The organism is Chrysiogenes arsenatis DSM 11915 (assembly GCF_000469585.1).
Taxonomy (GTDB): domain Bacteria; phylum Chrysiogenota; class Chrysiogenetes; order Chrysiogenales; family Chrysiogenaceae; genus Chrysiogenes; species Chrysiogenes arsenatis.
This window is the reverse complement of the sequence record NZ_AWNK01000001.1, coordinates 13387-29826: the sequence shown is the minus strand read 5'-3', so window position 1 is coordinate 29826 and position 16440 is coordinate 13387. Positions and strand designations below refer to the sequence as shown.

17 protein-coding genes are annotated in these 16440 nt (G+C 50.4%); 9 read left to right on the top strand and 8 right to left on the bottom strand.

What is annotated here, in order from left to right; translation table 11 throughout:
• Positions 1 to 3: 3 nt before the first annotated feature.
• Both P304_RS0100145 and P304_RS0100140 read right to left on the bottom strand, forming a co-directional pair.
• Positions 4 to 732 carry a HupE/UreJ family protein gene (locus P304_RS0100145; RefSeq protein WP_027388890.1) on the bottom strand — a complete coding sequence of 243 codons (729 nt, stop codon included), beginning with the start codon at positions 730 to 732 and terminating at the stop codon, positions 4 to 6.
• A gap of 77 nt (positions 733 to 809) precedes the next feature.
• The gene (locus P304_RS0100140; RefSeq protein WP_160164983.1) at positions 810 to 1103 is read right to left on the bottom strand and encodes a hypothetical protein; all 294 of its coding nucleotides are present in this window, start codon (positions 1101 to 1103) and stop codon (positions 810 to 812) included.
• Between the two features lie 290 nt (positions 1104 to 1393).
• Between P304_RS0100140 and P304_RS0100135 the strand changes: the two genes are divergently transcribed.
• From P304_RS0100135 to P304_RS0100105, 7 genes are all read left to right on the top strand, one after another.
• Entirely contained in the window at positions 1394 to 2005 is a 612-nt protein-coding gene (locus P304_RS0100135) for a TVP38/TMEM64 family protein (RefSeq protein ID WP_084417438.1), read from the top strand.
• A 2-nt stretch (positions 2006 to 2007) separates the two neighbouring features.
• Positions 2008 to 2202 carry a hypothetical protein gene (locus P304_RS16860; protein WP_027388887.1) on the top strand — a complete coding sequence of 65 codons (195 nt, stop codon included), beginning with the start codon at positions 2008 to 2010 and terminating at the stop codon, positions 2200 to 2202.
• Positions 2195 to 3523: a TIGR04283 family arsenosugar biosynthesis glycosyltransferase gene (locus P304_RS16450; RefSeq protein ID WP_152514451.1), complete on the top strand. Its 1329-nt coding sequence runs from the start codon at positions 2195 to 2197 to the stop codon at positions 3521 to 3523. Before P304_RS16860 ends, P304_RS16450 begins: the two co-directional genes overlap by 8 nt.
• A 212-nt stretch (positions 3524 to 3735) precedes the next feature.
• Positions 3736 to 5229: a SulP family inorganic anion transporter gene (locus tag P304_RS0100120; protein ID WP_027388885.1), complete on the top strand. Its 1494-nt coding sequence runs from the start codon at positions 3736 to 3738 to the stop codon at positions 5227 to 5229.
• On the top strand, positions 5229 to 6089 hold the full coding sequence (locus P304_RS0100115) for a universal stress protein (protein ID WP_027388884.1): 861 nt from the start codon (positions 5229 to 5231) through the stop codon (positions 6087 to 6089). Before P304_RS0100120 ends, P304_RS0100115 begins: the two co-directional genes overlap by 1 nt.
• A gap of 18 nt (positions 6090 to 6107) precedes the next feature.
• The gene (hypD, locus tag P304_RS0100110; protein ID WP_027388883.1) at positions 6108 to 7232 is read left to right on the top strand and encodes a hydrogenase formation protein HypD; all 1125 of its coding nucleotides are present in this window, start codon (positions 6108 to 6110) and stop codon (positions 7230 to 7232) included.
• A 93-nt stretch (positions 7233 to 7325) separates the two neighbouring features.
• The gene (locus tag P304_RS0100105; RefSeq protein ID WP_027388882.1) at positions 7326 to 7766 is read left to right on the top strand and encodes an SH3 domain-containing protein; all 441 of its coding nucleotides are present in this window, start codon (positions 7326 to 7328) and stop codon (positions 7764 to 7766) included.
• A 14-nt stretch (positions 7767 to 7780) separates the two neighbouring features.
• Here the strand turns inward: P304_RS0100105 and P304_RS0100100 are convergent, their stop codons facing one another.
• From P304_RS0100100 to P304_RS16990, 5 genes are all read right to left on the bottom strand, one after another.
• Positions 7781 to 8695, bottom strand: coding sequence for a FapA family protein (locus P304_RS0100100; protein WP_027388881.1), 915 nt, complete (start codon positions 8693 to 8695; stop codon positions 7781 to 7783).
• Entirely contained in the window at positions 8692 to 10017 is a 1326-nt protein-coding gene (locus P304_RS0100095; protein WP_027388880.1) for a FapA family protein, read from the bottom strand. Before P304_RS0100095 ends, P304_RS0100100 begins: the two co-directional genes overlap by 4 nt.
• Positions 10014 to 11219, bottom strand: coding sequence for an ATP-binding protein (locus P304_RS0100090; protein ID WP_027388879.1), 1206 nt, complete (start codon positions 11217 to 11219; stop codon positions 10014 to 10016). The genes P304_RS0100095 and P304_RS0100090 overlap by 4 nt, the downstream gene beginning before the upstream one ends.
• 145 nt (positions 11220 to 11364) lie before the next feature.
• On the bottom strand, positions 11365 to 13200 hold the full coding sequence (gene typA, locus P304_RS0100085; RefSeq protein ID WP_027388878.1) for a translational GTPase TypA: 1836 nt from the start codon (positions 13198 to 13200) through the stop codon (positions 11365 to 11367).
• A gap of 145 nt (positions 13201 to 13345) precedes the next feature.
• Positions 13346 to 13516 carry a hypothetical protein gene (locus P304_RS16990; RefSeq protein ID WP_160164982.1) on the bottom strand — a complete coding sequence of 57 codons (171 nt, stop codon included), beginning with the start codon at positions 13514 to 13516 and terminating at the stop codon, positions 13346 to 13348.
• Between the two features lie 30 nt (positions 13517 to 13546).
• On the opposite strand from P304_RS16990, the gene P304_RS13165 reads away from it, so the two are divergent.
• On the top strand, positions 13547 to 15007 hold the full coding sequence (locus tag P304_RS13165) for an anthranilate synthase component I family protein (protein WP_034763427.1): 1461 nt from the start codon (positions 13547 to 13549) through the stop codon (positions 15005 to 15007).
• Positions 14988 to 15581, top strand: coding sequence for an anthranilate synthase component II (locus P304_RS0100075; protein ID WP_027388877.1), 594 nt, complete (start codon positions 14988 to 14990; stop codon positions 15579 to 15581). The genes P304_RS13165 and P304_RS0100075 overlap by 20 nt, the downstream gene beginning before the upstream one ends.
• A gap of 13 nt (positions 15582 to 15594) precedes the next feature.
• Here the strand turns inward: P304_RS0100075 and P304_RS0100070 are convergent, their stop codons facing one another.
• Positions 15595 to 16275 carry a response regulator transcription factor gene (locus P304_RS0100070; RefSeq protein ID WP_027388876.1) on the bottom strand — a complete coding sequence of 227 codons (681 nt, stop codon included), beginning with the start codon at positions 16273 to 16275 and terminating at the stop codon, positions 15595 to 15597.
• Positions 16276 to 16440 lie beyond the last annotated feature (165 nt).

The following is a 16440-nucleotide window of genomic DNA, read 5'->3' as shown; positions in this document are numbered from 1 at the left end:
ATTTTAGGATACAAAAAAACCAGTGAGTTGGTAGCCAATCAAAAGAAAACCCGCACACATCAGCGCCACGTTGGCAGTGTAGGCGTGCTTGAGGAAAGCATCGGCTCTGCGCCAAAATCCCATGACGATGAGAATGGTGCCAAGCGCCAGCAACTGGCCAATTTCGACCCCGACGTTAAATGCCAGCAGATTGGGCAAAAGGCCATCGCTGGCCAGCTCATATTCTTGAATCTTCGTCGCAAGGCCAAAGCCATGAAAGAGACCGAATACCAGAGTGGCAATTTTCGTATTCGGCTGAAAGCCGAACCAGCGTTGGTACGCTCCCAAATTATCGAGGGCTTTATACACGACGGAAAATCCGATAATAGCGTCGATAATGTACGCATTGACATTGGCCGCCGCATAGACCCCGTACAGCATGGTAACAGAATGACCAAACGCAAAAAGGCTGACATAGAGCGCAATATCTTTCGAGCGATACAGGAAAAATATGACACCAGCCAAAAAGAGTAGGTGATCGTAGCCTGTCACCATGTGTTTGGCGCCAAGGTACACGAAGGGGAGCAAGTGAACACCACTGATCTCTTGGATGTAGCCCTTGTCTCCTTCGGCTACACCATGCGCATACGCGGTAACCGTAAAAAAAATCGCAAGCAAAAGGCAAAACAACACGCGTGGCTCGACGAGGCGCGGCACGCGCGAACCGAGCTTTGTGTAACGGTGAAACGACATTCCTGCTGACCTCACAGTGTTAGAAAATGAAAAACAGATCGGTCACTCATGCTCCAACGAGAGAGCTTCAAGCAACCTCACGTGAATGTTTCGACAGGGAGAAGTCGTCGTGTTTTCGGGGGATCAAACAGTTCATGCACAACATCAGGAGCGACAATACCGACGACAGGAAAAACACCTTCCACAGAAAACATCTCCATAAAGTCCGTCTCTAAAAACTCGGCTCTGAAGTCATGACTGTGATAGGCGTGATCATCGCTACCACACTCCGAGTTGGTATGAAACGAGTGACTATGCCCATGATGGAAACCGACGGTGTCGGTGCTTTGTGACTCGCAGAGAGAGTCAACACTCCAGATTTGTTGCGACAAATTGAGGTGGTTGCCAAAAAAAATTCCGTTGGGAGAAAAAATTATGACGATGAACGCTATGCTGCTTATGATGAATCTATTGCAGAGCTGTCTTGGCATGCACCTGCACTCCTAATGAATTTTGTTAACTGCGCCATATGTGATCAAGCGGGAACGTAACAAACTTTCCTCATGAAAATCAACGGGAAAAGTTCACCACCTCATCATGCCAAAACATCTGCGCCGCAATCACAAGCTGTAATCCTATTGAGCAAACCCATGCACCTGCGCTAGACTGCCATACAGAGTAGATGTTAACTAATGGAAAGGCACAATTTCCCAACATGCACGAATATCTTGATACGTTTGTCATTTTTCTCCGTTCCTGGGGGTACTGGGCTATCGCCATCAGCATCGCCTGCAATGTTGCTATTGCCGTTAGCGCTGTCATACCGACGTTTGTGATTACAGCAGCCAATCTTTTGGTTTTTGGATTCTGGCCTGGGGTACTCATTTCGTTTGCGGGCGAGGCGATTGGCGCTGGTGTTGCCTTTTGGGTGTATCGCGCAGGGTTTCGCCGTCGCGCCCGAACGACACTCCGCCGTTATCCACGCGCGCTAAAGCTAGTGAAAGCAACCGGCTCGCAAGCCTTCTCGATCATACTGCTGCTGCGCGTTCTCCCGTTTATCCCCTCATTTATTGCTACGTTGGGAGCTGCTGTTGGTAAAGTTTCCTTTCTTCTGTTTTTTCTTGCCAGCTCTCTTGGGAAGGCTCCGGCACTCCTGATTGAAGCGTATTCCATTTACGAAATTGGTCGCTTTGAATGGCAGGGCAAGGTACTCTTAACGCTCATCGCCGCGACAGTCATGTGGGATATGTGGCGCCGCAAGCGCATCGCCAATAGAGCACAACCAAGGGGGTAAGTATGGGTTCCTGTCTAAAAGGGAAATCAAAGACCGATCCGCATCCGGGGGCATTTCTCTGTAAGAAGTGTAAAGCGGTTGCGGAAAAGAAAAAACAACTCTGTGACCCCAAGAAAATCAAAGAGAAAAAAGAAAAAGGCTCAGGCAAAGCGTCGAAAGAAAAAGGGTGCGACGGGAAATGTGACGAGTGTGAGTAGACAGCTCATTCTTTTCACTCGCTACCCGCAGGCGGGCACAACCAAAACCCGCCTGATTCCGACGCTGGGTGCCGCAAAAGCGGCGCTCCTGCAACGCCGCATGACCGAGCACGCCATCACGACAGCGCGGCAGTTGCGCCAAACCACGGCTCACGGTATTCGCCTGCACGTCAGTTATTCCGGTGGCCATCCGCGTGACTTTCGCGCTTGGTTGGGAAGCGATATCGACTTCACTTCGCAGCCACTGGGCGACCTTGGTGCGCGGCTGCACCACTCCTTTGGCGAGTCGTTCGCTCATGGTAGTGCGGCTACTCTTGTCCTTGGTTCCGACATTCCCGCCATCACCCCACAGTTGCTGGCAGAGGCTTTTGACCAGCTCGAAAAGCCAGAGACAGACGTGGTTATTGGCCCAACGGTTGATGGTGGATACTACTTGATAGGGTTGAAAAAACCGTGTGCGGCGCTGTTTCAGGCGATAGACTGGGGCACTGATGTTGTGCGCCAGCAAACGGTGCAGATCTGCCAGCAGCATGGATTGCAGGTTGCCGAATTGCCCATGCTCAGCGATGTCGATACCGCCGAAGACCTTATGGTGCTCCGCGACGACGAACGATTTGCCGAAATTTTTGCTCACGCGCCAAAAATTTCCATCGTCATTCCAACGTTTAACGAGGCAGCAATCATCGAAAAAACCCTTGCTTCCATCCCGCACGATCAGCGGTGCGAGGTCATTGTCGTCGATGGGGGCAGTGCGGATGATACCATCGCGCTGGCTGCACGTCACGGCGCGCGCGTGCTCATTTGTCATGGTGGCCGCGCTGCTCAGCTCAACCGCGGCGCGGAAGAAGCATCTGGGCATATTTTGCTTTTCCTCCATGCCGATACGCGTTTGCCGGAGCAGTTTGGCGAGCAGATCCGCGCGGTGCTGCAAGATCCAGCGACGGTAGCGGGAGCCTTCCACTTTCAAACCGATGGCGGTGGGTGGCAGATGCGCCTTGTCGCATGGATGACCAACCTCCGCGCCAAGTGGCTTCAGTTACCATACGGCGATCAGGCAATTTTTTTAGAAAAGCGGATTTTTGCGGAAATAGGCGGGTTCCCGCCACTGCCAATTATGGAAGATTATGCCTTCATGCGTCGCCTGCGGCAGTGCGGCCGCATTATGCTTGCACCAAGCGCGGTTATTACCTCGGCTCGGCGCTGGCAGCAGCTCGGTGTGTGCCGTACTACTATCATTAATCAATGTATGCTTTTGGGGTATCATAGCGGGGTGTCTATCGACCTGTTGCGCCGCCTGTATCTCCGCGCAAAAAAACGGTAATAGCAGACTTCCATGCTATTGATGTGCCCGTAACGAAGCGTTGTTTACCGTGAGTCATGCGGATTTTCCCAGTGCACGGTCATGTCATTTTTTTCCGTGCACTCCATATTGATTTCTGTTAGCGTCCCCCGTTTTCTGAATGACGCTTGGCGTGTTGTCAGTAGGCTTTCGTACTGTTTTGCATACTATTTACCATGGAACGAGGAATTGTTTTGGTACTGTTATCGACAAAAAAAGAGTGGTTTGGCAATGTGCGCGGCGATTTGATTGCCGGTGTGGTGGTCGCGTTGGCACTCATCCCAGAGGCGATTGCGTTTTCGATTATTGCTGGGGTTGACCCGAAGGTCGGCTTGTACGCTTCGTTTTGTATTGCCGTGGTCATGGCCTTTGTGGGGGGCAGAACGGGGATGATTAGTGCTGCTACTGGAGCCATGGCGTTACTGATGGTCACGCTGGTCAAAGAACATGGGCTGGAATATCTGCTGGCCGCCACCTTACTAACTGGCGTGATCCAAATCGTGCTTGGCTACCTCAAGATCGCTCACTTAATGAGCTTTGTCGCCCGTGCCGTTGTCATTGGTTTTGTCAATGCGCTGGCGATCCTGATTTTTCTGGCACAGATTCCCGAACTTACCAATGTTACCTGGCACGTCTACGCCATGACAGCCGCTGGGTTGGCGATAATTTACCTTTTCCCACTGATTCCTAAAATTGGCAAAATGTTGCCATCGCCGCTGATTACCATTCTGTCGCTCACCGCGATTGCCGTGCTTTTCCATATCGACGTGCGCACCGTTGGCGATATGGGACAGCTGCCGGACACGCTACCGATTTTTTTATGGCCGGATGTGCCGCTGACGCTGGAAACGCTGCAAATCATTTTCCCGTATGCTGCCGCGCTGGCCATCGTTGGTTTGTTAGAATCGCTGATGACCGCTACGATTGTCGATGATCTAACCAATGAAAAGAGCGATAAACACCGTGAATGCAAGGGGCAGGGGATTGCGAATATCGCGTCCGGTTTGCTGGGCGGCATGGCTGGTTGCGCGATGATTGGGCAATCGATTATCAATGTAAAATCTGGCGGACGGGGGCGGCTTTCGACCCTTTCGGCTGGCGTTTACCTGCTGATCATGGTTGTTTTTCTGAGCGAGTATATCTCTTTGATCCCAATGGCCGCACTGGTTGCGGTTATGATCATGGTTTCCATTGGAACCTTTGACTGGGGTTATGTGCGGCGGATGCGCACCTATCCACTTTCGACAAACATTGTCGTGGTCGCAACGGTTGTGGTGGTGGTCGGAACACATAACCTGGCCTACGGTGTTTTAACTGGCGTATTGCTCGCTTCGCTCTTTTTTGCCAACCGTATCAGCCACTTCCTGTATTGTGAACGTCAACTTGACGAAGCGACCAATGTGCGCACCTACCGCGTGATCGGCCAAGTGTTTTTTAACTCAGCAGATCGCTTTATTGAGTTCTTTGACTTTAAAGAGGTCATTGAAAAAGTGGTTATCGATCTCAGTCGCGCCCATTTTTGGGATATTTCCGCGGTGGCTGCATTAGATAAAGTCGTGGTAAAGTTGCGCCGCGAAGGGGCGGAAGTTGAGTTCATTGGGCAAAATACTGCAACGCAAACAATTATTGACCGCTTCGGTCTGCACGATAAACCCGAAGAGCTGCAACGTGTCCTGGGAGGTCACTAATGAATGACGAAAACCGGATGATAGTTGGCTGCATTGATGGTTCGCCCCTGAGCGATACCGTTGCCGATTACAGCGCGTGGATTGCCGCCCGCATTCAGCGCCCACTGACTTTTCTGAACACTGTCGAGCATCGCCATAAAGAAGCCACGACTGATGCCTCCGGCAGTATTGGTTTTGGCGCACGTGATGAGCTGCTGGAAAACCTGAGTAACGAAGATCACAACACCAGCAAGCAACGGATTGCCAAAGGCAAAGCCGCATTGCAGCGCGCCCAAGGGCGCGCCGCCGCTCTTGGTGCTACAGCCAGTACCCTTCAGCGCCACGGCCATCTGTATGAAAACCTGACAGATCTAGCGGATCAGATGCGCGTGCTCGTAATCGGTCTGCGCGGTGAAGATAGTGAGCGCGCTGAAGTACGCGTTGGCACGCAAGTCGAAGAGATCATCCGTTCGCTCTTTCTGCCAACGCTGCTGGTGATGGGGGAATTCGCCCCGCCAAAACGGATTATGCTGGCGTATGATGGTTCCAAATGCAGTGAAAAAGCGTTGCAAAAAGTATCGCACAGCCCTTTGTTCAAAACCGTCCCTTGCCATGTTGTCACGGTCACCAGCGATCCACAACAGGGGCGCAAGCTCCTTGTTCACGCGGAAAAACTGTTAACAGAAAATGGTATCGAAGTGACCACGGCACTACTGGAAGGCGATGCTTTGCACACCCTGCTGGAATACGAGAAAACTCACAATATCGACATGATGGTGATGGGTGCCTTCAGTAAGGGGCGGCTACGCAGTACGCTGTTTGGCAGCTTTACCGCTCTCATGATCGAACAAAGTAATAAACCTTTATTGCTGCTGAGGTAAATATTTCGGAGTAACACCATGACCCTTGACATTACCGCTCTCACCGCTACGCTTCGCGATGGCGTCGTCATCACCCGTCTGGCTCAAGCAATTCGCGAAGAAGCCCAGTGCTTACCGCATCCCCTGCATATTATGGAAATCTGCGGTGGGCATACCCATTCGATCATGAAGTATGGTCTGGATCAGCTCATGCCGCCGGCCATCAACTTTGTCCACGGCCCCGGTTGTCCCGTCTGCATTATGCCCAAAGAGCGAGTTGATCACGCGTGCATTCTTGGGGCGCGCCCCGATGTTATTTTGGTGACGCTGGGCGATATGCTGCGCGTCCCCGGTTCCACCCAAAGCTTGCAGCACGTACGGGCGGCAGGTGGCGATATCCGTTTCGTCTATTCCCCACTCGATATTCTGGACATTGCGCGGAAGCATCCGGACAAAACGGTTGTCTACTTTGCCATTGGTTTTGAAACCACTACGCCGATGAGTGCCGCCCTGCTCGAACAGGCGGAAGCACAACACATCAACAATCTTTTCTTTCACATCAACCATGTGACGGTTCCGGAACCGATCCACGCCCTGATGCAGGATGGAACGTCGCGCGTGAATGCTTTTCTGGCTCCGGGGCATGCGACGGCTATCAGCGGTATGGCTGCGTATGGGGAAATCGCAATGGCGTATCGCACACCGGTTGCGGTCAGCGGATTTGAACCAGCCGATATTCTGGAGGCGGTACGCGCCGTTATTGCCCAAGCAAGTGCTGGCCAGGCAACGGTGCACAATGTCTATCAGCGGAGCCTGACGTGGGAAGGAAATACCCATGCGCGCGCGATGATTGATCGCTGTATGGAGCCACGGGAGTCGTTTCGCTGGAAGGGAATCGGCGATATTCCACGGAGTGCGCTCAAACTGCGCGCGGAGTTTTCGCACCGCGATGCCGAGGTGATTTTTCACGATATCCTGCCGGATACCCCGATTGATGACCATAAAATATGCTGTTGTGGGGCTATTTTACGTGGACTTGCAAAACCAACGGACTGCCCGGCATTTGGTGTTGGCTGTACGCCAAACAGTCCGTTGGGAAGCTGTATGGTGAGTTCAGAAGGGGCGTGTTCTGCCTATTTTCGGTATCGTGGTGCGACACTGTAAGATGGAAATCAGCCTGCGATGAGCCTAAAAAGGTTGTTTCAACCGCCCAAATAGGGTACAAGTCCCCCAATCAAAATTTGAAGGAGAAAAGATATGCCAAAGCTTCTTATGGCGATTTTCGCCGCACTTCTCTTCCTCTCCCCAGTTTTGGGATCGTACCTCAGCGTGACAGGCGATCGGGTCAATCTGCGATCTCAGGCATCAACGCAGAGCAGCGTTTTATGGACGCTCGGCAAGTATTATCCGCTGAAAATCGTCCGCCAGCAGGGACAGTGGTATCAGGTCGAGGATTTTGAAAAAGATCGCGGCTGGATTCACAACAGTGTTGTCAGTGCGTCGGTGCCGAGTGTGATTGTGATTCGTGACAACATCAATGTCCGGCAATCGAATAGTACCAGTTCGCCAGTGCTGTTCAAAACAACGCGCGGTGTGGCTTACAAGGTGCTTACAAAGCGTGGCGAATGGGTTCAGGTTGAACATGCCGAGGGGCATCGTGGATGGATTCATCGTTCGCTGGTATGGGGAAACCTATAACGAACGGCTGCCGCCTACTCTGCGGCGGTTTTTTCTGAGCTAGGAACCGTATATGCCTGTTGTTTTTCTTTGAGTTGGTTTCGTGAGCAAACGATTTTTCCATCGCGCAAAGTCAGCGACAGGCTTGGATATTTATTTTCGGTTGTAAAAAATGTTTCGTTTATGCGCAAGCACACTTCCGGGAAGACACTCTCCAGAACGGTAATCGTATTCGTGGCAATAGGGAAGGCGGTATTGGCCTGATCTATTAGCCGCTGACGCAGTTGTTGTAAATGAGAATAGACGGTAATGAGTTTCTTGACCTGCTTTACTTCATCGGCAGTCAGTTTATCCCCTTGCCGTGTCCGTTGCGAGTAGCTGGCGAGGACGGGTGAGATGGCAGTAATTTTTTCGTTGATAGTTTGAAGCTCCTGATGTCCTTGGTGTTGGCGCAATTGGGCAAAGCTTTGTTGGATATCTATCGTTCCAAGGAGTGTGGGGATGCCGTAACGATTCCCTGCAGAGCCGACTTCCAAGCTGACGCCTGCAACCGCCGTTGCCCCCGTAACGCTCCCTTGAACAATCATTTTTCCGGTACATAAAATGTGGGCAAAAGGGAGGATGTCTTCGCGAATCGTCAGGTCACCAGCGCACCAGAGGCGAGCCCCTTCTTCGACAAAGGTTTCTACGATAACATCACCTGTCAGCTCAACGATGCCGTGTGCTTTTTCCAGAATTGGTATGCGGTGTGCTCCATCGCGGAAGCGTATCGCTGGCGGAGGGCCATTCTCTTCAACTACAATCCGCCCCTGAAAACCGGAGCCGTGCAAGAGTTCAATGACGCTATCGGTGATTGGCATGGTGCGCGAAATGAGTATGCTTTTCCCAAGCATAATATCCCGCGCGAGTTTCATGCCGGGACGTAAGCCGTCAACGCTGATCAGCTTCATATATTCCCTCCGATAATGCGTCGCGTTTCGGGGTTAAATTGCAAGTCGATATTGGCATAGTCAGAAACCATTTTACGCTGGTGACCGTACATCGTTACCACTGTCCCTTTGCCAAGAAACTTGGCTTTGACCTTGCCGTTGTTTTGTTGCGTGATAGAACTCACGCGTTGCACCATCGCATGCAATTCGGAATTTATCGTCTCTATGGCTGCCGTTTGTTCCGCATTGGGTTTTATGCCTGCTTCACGTTCAAGGACGACGCGCTGAAAGAATTGATACGACATTTCGGCATAAAAGGCATTGAGTGTGCGGTGCAGATAGATATGTGGCAGGATAATCAGCGTGGTCGGATTTTGCTCGGTACGGTGAACGCTTTCCACCTGAATCAGGTTTGAAGCCTGTAATAGTGAGGCTTTAACGTTATCGGCAACAATTGACGAGGCGTAGATGCGGCATTGATATACCGTATCTACCGCCACAAGGTTTCCCGCCGTGACATACGTGTATTCCAGCACTTTTGATGAAAAATTATTAGCTGCGCGTACAATGCCGTGACAGACGCCTCCAACGGAAATATCGCGCCCCGTAATACGGGCGTTACGCTCAACATTGCCCTGAATAACGACGTCGCCATCAGTTTCAATTTCAAATCCGTCGCGAATATCGCCCTGAATCGTGACATCTCCCGTGCTGCGAATGTTCCCCGTGGTAATGTCGATATGGCTTGGAACGACGAGTGACCGTTCGATGGACAGGACGCCACCTTCAAACTTTAGCCACCCTTTTTTTAACGCGGTATACTGAAACGATTCATCCTGCGCGGAGAGTTGAATCTGGTCTGCAGCAAACTTCACGACATGGCGCAATTCACCGGGAATAGCGGGAATAGGCTGGTCGCGTAAGGTTTTTCCATCGACCCCTTCGGTCGGTTTGCGAAGATCGGCAAGTAGTGTCCCTTTCGTAACCACTTGCACATAGTTGCGCTCTTTGTAATCCACTTTGTCGCTTTCAGTATTTGCCTTGCCTACCGCTGGGTTCATGGCAACATAAAAAGTAAGTTGCGAGTCTTCGCCGTTTTGCGGAGGAATGCCTGCGGCAACCAGATCACGGTAGGGTGCTGTAATGCGATGACTGACCAGGATATCCTGAATATTCTGGAGGACATCAACCCAGATAAATCGCTCTTTAATCCCATTGTCGATCAGGATATTTCTTGCTTCTTCGACAAAGGATTCTGGGTTTAATGAGTGATAGATCGCTGGCGTTACTTCTAGGAAGGCTTGCAGCTCATCATCACTGATGGTGAGTTGAATGTAACTCATTCGGTTACCGCGCTATCGCCCGTATTCGGCAGGAGAATAGTGAAGGTTGAGCCTTGGGAGTCTGTGGTGACAGTGAGCCAGCCCCCGAACTCACGTTCGATCATTAAACGTGCGGTGTACAACCCCATCCCCAGAGCATTGCGTGCTTGATGTGTTGTCACGGAAGGGTCAAACAGCGTGTCGCGCACGGCTCGATCAATTCCGCCGGCATTGTCTGTAATAGCGATGGCTTTATAGTCATCCTGAAAGCCGATTGAAATGGAAAGTATGGGTTTTTTCACATGTTCGGCACGCTCTTGGAACACTTCGGCGGCATTATTGATGAGGAACAACACGGCGCAGCCGAGCGCAAAACGTGAGCCGGAATGAACGAGTGTATGATCGCCGGTGATCTGTAACTGTATTGGTGGGTTCTGGAAAGGGATGCAGGAAACCTGCACGGCTCCTTGAACCGCAATCACTAAATAGAAGGACTCATCGCGCAGACGCGACAGAGAAAAGAAATATTGGAACGTCTCGATGGTGTGCGATATTCCCTGGAGCATGAGCAGACTTTTCGGGAGCATCTGGTCGGAACGGTATTCGGGATCGTCACCCTCTATCTCTTCGCACGTGGAAGGCGTTTGGGCGACTTGCATATGATCAAGTAGAAGCTCTAACGTGCGCAGTGGTGTTTCCAAGTGGTTGTTCAGATTGCGCAAGAGCGATTCCCATACGAGCTGATGTACCTGCGTTGAAACCAGTCGGCTGTGAATCAAATGCTTCTGACGCGATACGGCGACTTCTTGTTGCAAGCGTTCTAACAGGCTTTGTTGTGCTTCTTGTTCACGACATGCGGCTTCGCGATCATGGATAATCGAAAATAATACCCGTTGATTGCGGCAGATAACGGGAGCCGAGTGTACTTCTACGCGACGAATTTCTCCGCTGGCAAGGCGATGCTTAAACAGAAAGACATTTTCCTGTTTTATTCTCATGCGGTTCATCGCCTGCTGTATTTCCTGCGGTGTTGCCGTGTTGATGTCAGAAATATGGAATTGTAAAAGTTGCTCGCGGCTATAGCCATAAAACTGACAGGCGGCGGAGTTGGCGTCAATGATCTTACCATACTGCGCTGGGTCAATGAGTAACATGATAACGGTGTGATCCAGACAAAGGGAGTCAAATATGGCGTTGGCATCGAACTCGAATGGTGATGTCACGGCAAACTCCTTGTCGGTAGTATAATGAGTGGTTATAGGGTAAAACCCTGTTTTAAGGCAAGTGCGATCATGCGCATGACGCGCCGGAAAAACAAAACCCCTCAATCGCATGGGATGTTTGAGGGGTTTTGCGGTGTTGTGATGGTTAGGCGTCAGCGCGTTTCATTCGGCTGTGCATTGATTGCCGCTCTTGTGCGGAAAGAATCGTTTTGCGAAGTCGAATGCTCTTCGGCGTGACTTCAATCATTTCATCGTCACGGATGAACTCAATAGCCCGTTCCAGGGTCATCGGTTGGATTGGCGTGAGTGTGAGTGCATCATCTTTACTCGACGAACGGACGTTGGTGAGTTTCTTTTCTTTACAACAGTTCACGTTCAAGTCGCTGTCGCGGTTGTGCTCACCGATAATCATCCCTTCGTACACTTTGGTGCTTGGGTAGGTAAAGAGTATGCCGCGTGGCTCAAGGTTGAAGAGCGCGTATGAGTTGGTAACGCCGTTGCGATCGCTGACGAGTGATCCCGTCAGGCGCGTTGGGAATTCGCCGCGGTGCGGCTCGTATCCGTGCAGAAGTGAGTTCATAATGCCCGTACCACGTGTGTCCGTCATAAACTCGCTGCGGTAGCCAATCAAGCCGCGTGAAGGGATATGGTATTGGATTCTGATTCGCCCAGAACCATTGTTCACCATATTTACCATACGCCCTTTGCGCATCGAAAGCTTTTCGGTAACAATCCCCATAAAGGCTTCGTCGCAATCGACGTAGAGATCTTCAATCGGCTCTAGCACCTTCCCGCTCTCATCCTTTTTCATAATGACTTCAGGGCGACCAACCGAAAGTTCGTACCCTTCACGGCGCATGGTTTCGATCAGGATTGCCATTTGTAATTCCCCGCGCCCCTTGACGATAAATGCGTCGCCCACTTCGGTTTCTTCGATTTGGATGGCTACCGATTGTAAGGTTTCACGCATCAGGCGCTCACGAATCTTGGTGGACTGAACGAATTTCCCTTCTTGGCCGGCAAACGGCGAGCTGTTAGGCGCAAAGCGCATAGCAACGGTTGGTTCGTCAACCGTAATTCGCTTCAGCGTACGGGGATTTTCACGAGTACAAATGGTATCGCCAATATGTACATCTTCGATCCCGGCAAGGATGAGGATGTCGCCGGGCGCGACTTCTTCGACATCAACCATCCCAACCCCTTCGTACACTTGCAGTTTCGTTGCGCGCAACGCGATATGTTTGCCGTCTTCGCCAATACAGATGAGGCTTTCGTTTTTACGAATAGTGCCGTGGGCGATTCGACCAATAGCAAGGCGGCCTACATATTCGGAATAGTCGAGATCGGCAACCAGCATTTGGAAAGGCTCTTCTGTTTTGTGACGCGGGCCGGGAATTTTTTCGATGACAGTATCTAGCAGTGGTTCGAGCGTTTCGCTGGCGTCATCTGGTTGATGGCGAGCAATACCGTCGCGCGCAATCGCATAGAGCACTGGAAAGTCAATTTGTTCATCTGTTGCTTCGAGATCAATGAACAGGTCGTAGATTTCGTTTAAGACTTCGGCAATACGCGAATCAGGGCGATCTATTTTGTTGATAACAACAATAACCGAAAGTTTCGCTTGGAGTGCTTTGCGCAGTACAAAGCGCGTTTGTGGCAATGGCCCTTCAGACGAATCCACCAGCAAGATAGCGCCATCCACCATCATAAGTGCCCGCTCAACTTCGCCACCAAAGTCAGCGTGACCCGGTGTGTCGAGAATATTGATCTTGGTTCCCTTCCAGTTGACCGAACAGTTCTTTGCCGCGATGGTAATGCCGCGCTCTTTTTCAATGTCCATATTATCCATAATCCGCTCATCAACTTCTTGATTCGCGCGGAAAAGGCCGCTTTGGCGGAACATCTGGTCAACAAGGGTAGTTTTGCCGTGGTCAACGTGGGCAATAATGGCGATATTGCGAATAGTGTCGTTGCGTTGCATGGGAATCCTTTATACGTGAAAATGAAAAACGGGGGAATATGACATGGAAGTGTGTGTGATTTCAATGACTTTTCTTGCCGGGACGTTGTGATGAATGCAACGATGTACGGTTTTACTCTTGACAGAAGCAAGCTTGGCGTATTATTTACACTCGATAATTTTCAGGAGAAAACACCGATGAAATATCGTGTTGCAGTAACTCTATTCTCTTGTTCATGGCGTTGGTGGCGATAAACGCTGTCGCCATTTTTGTGCGTGGCAGCATGTTGGCTGCCACGATCGTTAACCGAACTACCGGTCGTGGAATGTATTCCACGGCCTTTTTTATTTTCTGGGGAGTTTCTGTATGCAAATAACGACTCGATCAGCTTTTGTAGAGTACGCCAAAACCCATAACCGTTATCTTGTTCAGGGCGTGTGGGATTGCGATCTGTTTACCCCGGTTTTGCTTGCCAAAATTTTAGAAAGCCCGTTTTTGTTTGAATCCGTTGAAAAGCGCGGCAAGTGGAGCCGCTACACATTTATGGGAATAGAAGCGAACAGTGAGATTCAGGTTCGTCAAGGGACGTTGTATGTTGATGGTGTGGCGCGAACGCAAAAGCCCCTCGATTATCTCGATTCGATTTTTCAAAATCGCGGATATGGGAAAGATCCACAACTCCCCGATTTTTCTGGTGGCTATGTGGGGCACATTAGCTACGATGCCGCCCGTTTTTTCGAAAAACTTCCGCGGCATCGCGATGACCAATTAGGCTTACCTGAGATTCACCTGTTCGAATTTCACAAGCTGCTGGTAATCGATAATTGGGATGGTATGCTCCGCTTCCTTTTTACACTTCAAGACGAATCGGAATATGATGCGGCATTTGCGCAGCTTACCGCAATTGGGCATAAGCTGCGTACGGCGCGTGTTGAATACTGTGTTCCACGTCGCACACCACTGCGTATCGAACAGCAGTTTCCTCGCGATCAATACGAGGCGAGTGTTGAAGCGATACAAAAAGAGATTTTTGCCGGAGAAATTATTCAGGCGGTGCTTTCGCAACGGATTATTGCGCATGGTGATGTCGATCCGTTTACGCTGTACCGAGCACTTCGTCGTATTAATCCGTCGCCGTACACGTTCTACCTCGACTTTGGCTCATACCGTTTAGTTGGCGCTTCGCCAGAAATGCACCTGAAAGTCAAAGATGATACGGCGTATCTTCGTCCCATTGCGGGAACGCGACGCATTGCGCCCACACCAGAGCAAAATCAACTGCTGGAAAAGGATTTGAAAGGTGACCCAAAGGAAATTTCCGAACATGTCATGCTGGTTGATCTGGCACGCAATGATCTTGGGCGTTTTTGTCAAACCGGCAGTGTAAAAGTGACAGAACTCATGATCGTTGAGCACTATTCACATGTCATGCATATGGTTTCCAATGTTGTTGGCACGGTTGACGCGAAGCAGGGAAAAGGGCTGCTTTCGATGTTGGGCGATACTTTCCCCGCAGGTACGGTCTCCGGTGCGCCCAAAATCCGTGCGATGGAAATTATTGCTGAACATGAATCGATCGCCCGTAATGTGTACAGTGGCGTGGTGGGATATTTTGACTATAACGGTAATATGGACACCGCCATCGCAATCCGTACGATGATTCATACTGACGATCAGCGTGTGATTGTGCAAGCGGGGGCGGGTATTGTTGCTGAAAGTGAACCTGATAAGGAATATGAGGAGTGTCACAATAAGGCGGCAGCCTTATTAAAAGCGATTGAAGCCGCTGTGGAGATGGAGGATATTCATGTTACTTATGATCGATAATTACGATTCGTTTACGTACAACATTGTGCAGATTCTGGCGAACTATGACGAGATTACTGTGTGGCGGCCTGATGAAATCAGCTACGACGATGTTCTCCGTCTGCATCCGGATAAAGTGATTATCTCGCCAGGCCCTTCAAGCCCCGATCCTGATGGCATAAGCGCCCGCATTATCCGTGAGTATGATGCGCCAATTTTGGGCGTTTGTTTGGGGCATCAAACGATAGTCGCTGCGCTAGGTGGTACGGTCGCTCCAACTGGCACGGTGTTTCACGGAAAAAGTAGTGCGATTACCCACGATGGCAGTACAATTTATCGCACCGTGCCGCAAGGGATTCGTGTTGGGCGTTACCATTCGCTCGTTGGCATTCCACCGCTTCCCGCTGAACTGAAAGTCACGTCAACAACCGCCGATGGAACGATTATGGGAATTGAACATTGCGCCAAACCTCTCTATGGCATGCAGTTTCATCCGGAGAGTATTTTGACTCAATTTGGAGAAAGAATGCTTTGTAACTTCCTGGATGTCGAACCACGGGCAGGCAGTGATCACTATATCGACTGCGCTGTTTGAAGGAGTGACTAGGTTAGCGGATCAGATATCCCATTTCTTTGAAGCTGATGATGGTTTGCTTGCCGATTTTCTTGCGTAATCGAAGCACAAGATTACGCAGGGCTGGCAAGCTCATATTGTCGTCAAAGACCACTTCTTCTATCGTGTCGATGCTTACCAGCTTGCCGCGACTCTGGAGGAGTAAGTCGAGAAACACTTTTTCGTTGCGTGTCAGCGAAATGTGCCCTTCGGGAGTGTCAAGTGTGGCTCCTTGGGGAAAGTAGAGCACGGTATCGGTCAGCCGAAGGCCGGTATGAGCGTTATTGCTGATGCGCGTAGCGCAAAGCTCTAGTGTTGAACGGAGCGTGGTTAATTCGACGGGCTTTATCAGGAAATCAATGAGATTTAACTTGACCGACTTCAGTAGATCCTCGCGTTCGCAAAAACTTGAAAGTATGATGATGGGTGTGTCTGAACTGTGTTCGCGAATTTCTTGTGCGACGCTGAGGCCGTCTTTCTTGGGCATACGAATATCAAGCATAACGACGTCAGGTTTTCTTTTTTGGTATTTTTCAAGCGTTTCCTGTCCGTTTGTGGCGGTTATCACGCTGCGGAAGTGTCCAGTGAGCACGGACGAAAGTGCTTCTAAAAGAACGGTGTCATCGTCAGCATAGAGGACATCAAGGGATTTAAGAATTTTGAGCGAAGCGGACATTACCCCCTCCAGTATCTTCTTTCGGTGAATTCTCTGTTCATTTGAGCGCTGTAATGAACAAGTAATGATTCACATCTCTAAGACTGAGATTATCATGTGTGGATATCAGTAAAGTCTTGTGCGGCGCGAAAAGAGGAAAAATTCTAACAACGTATTCGTAATATT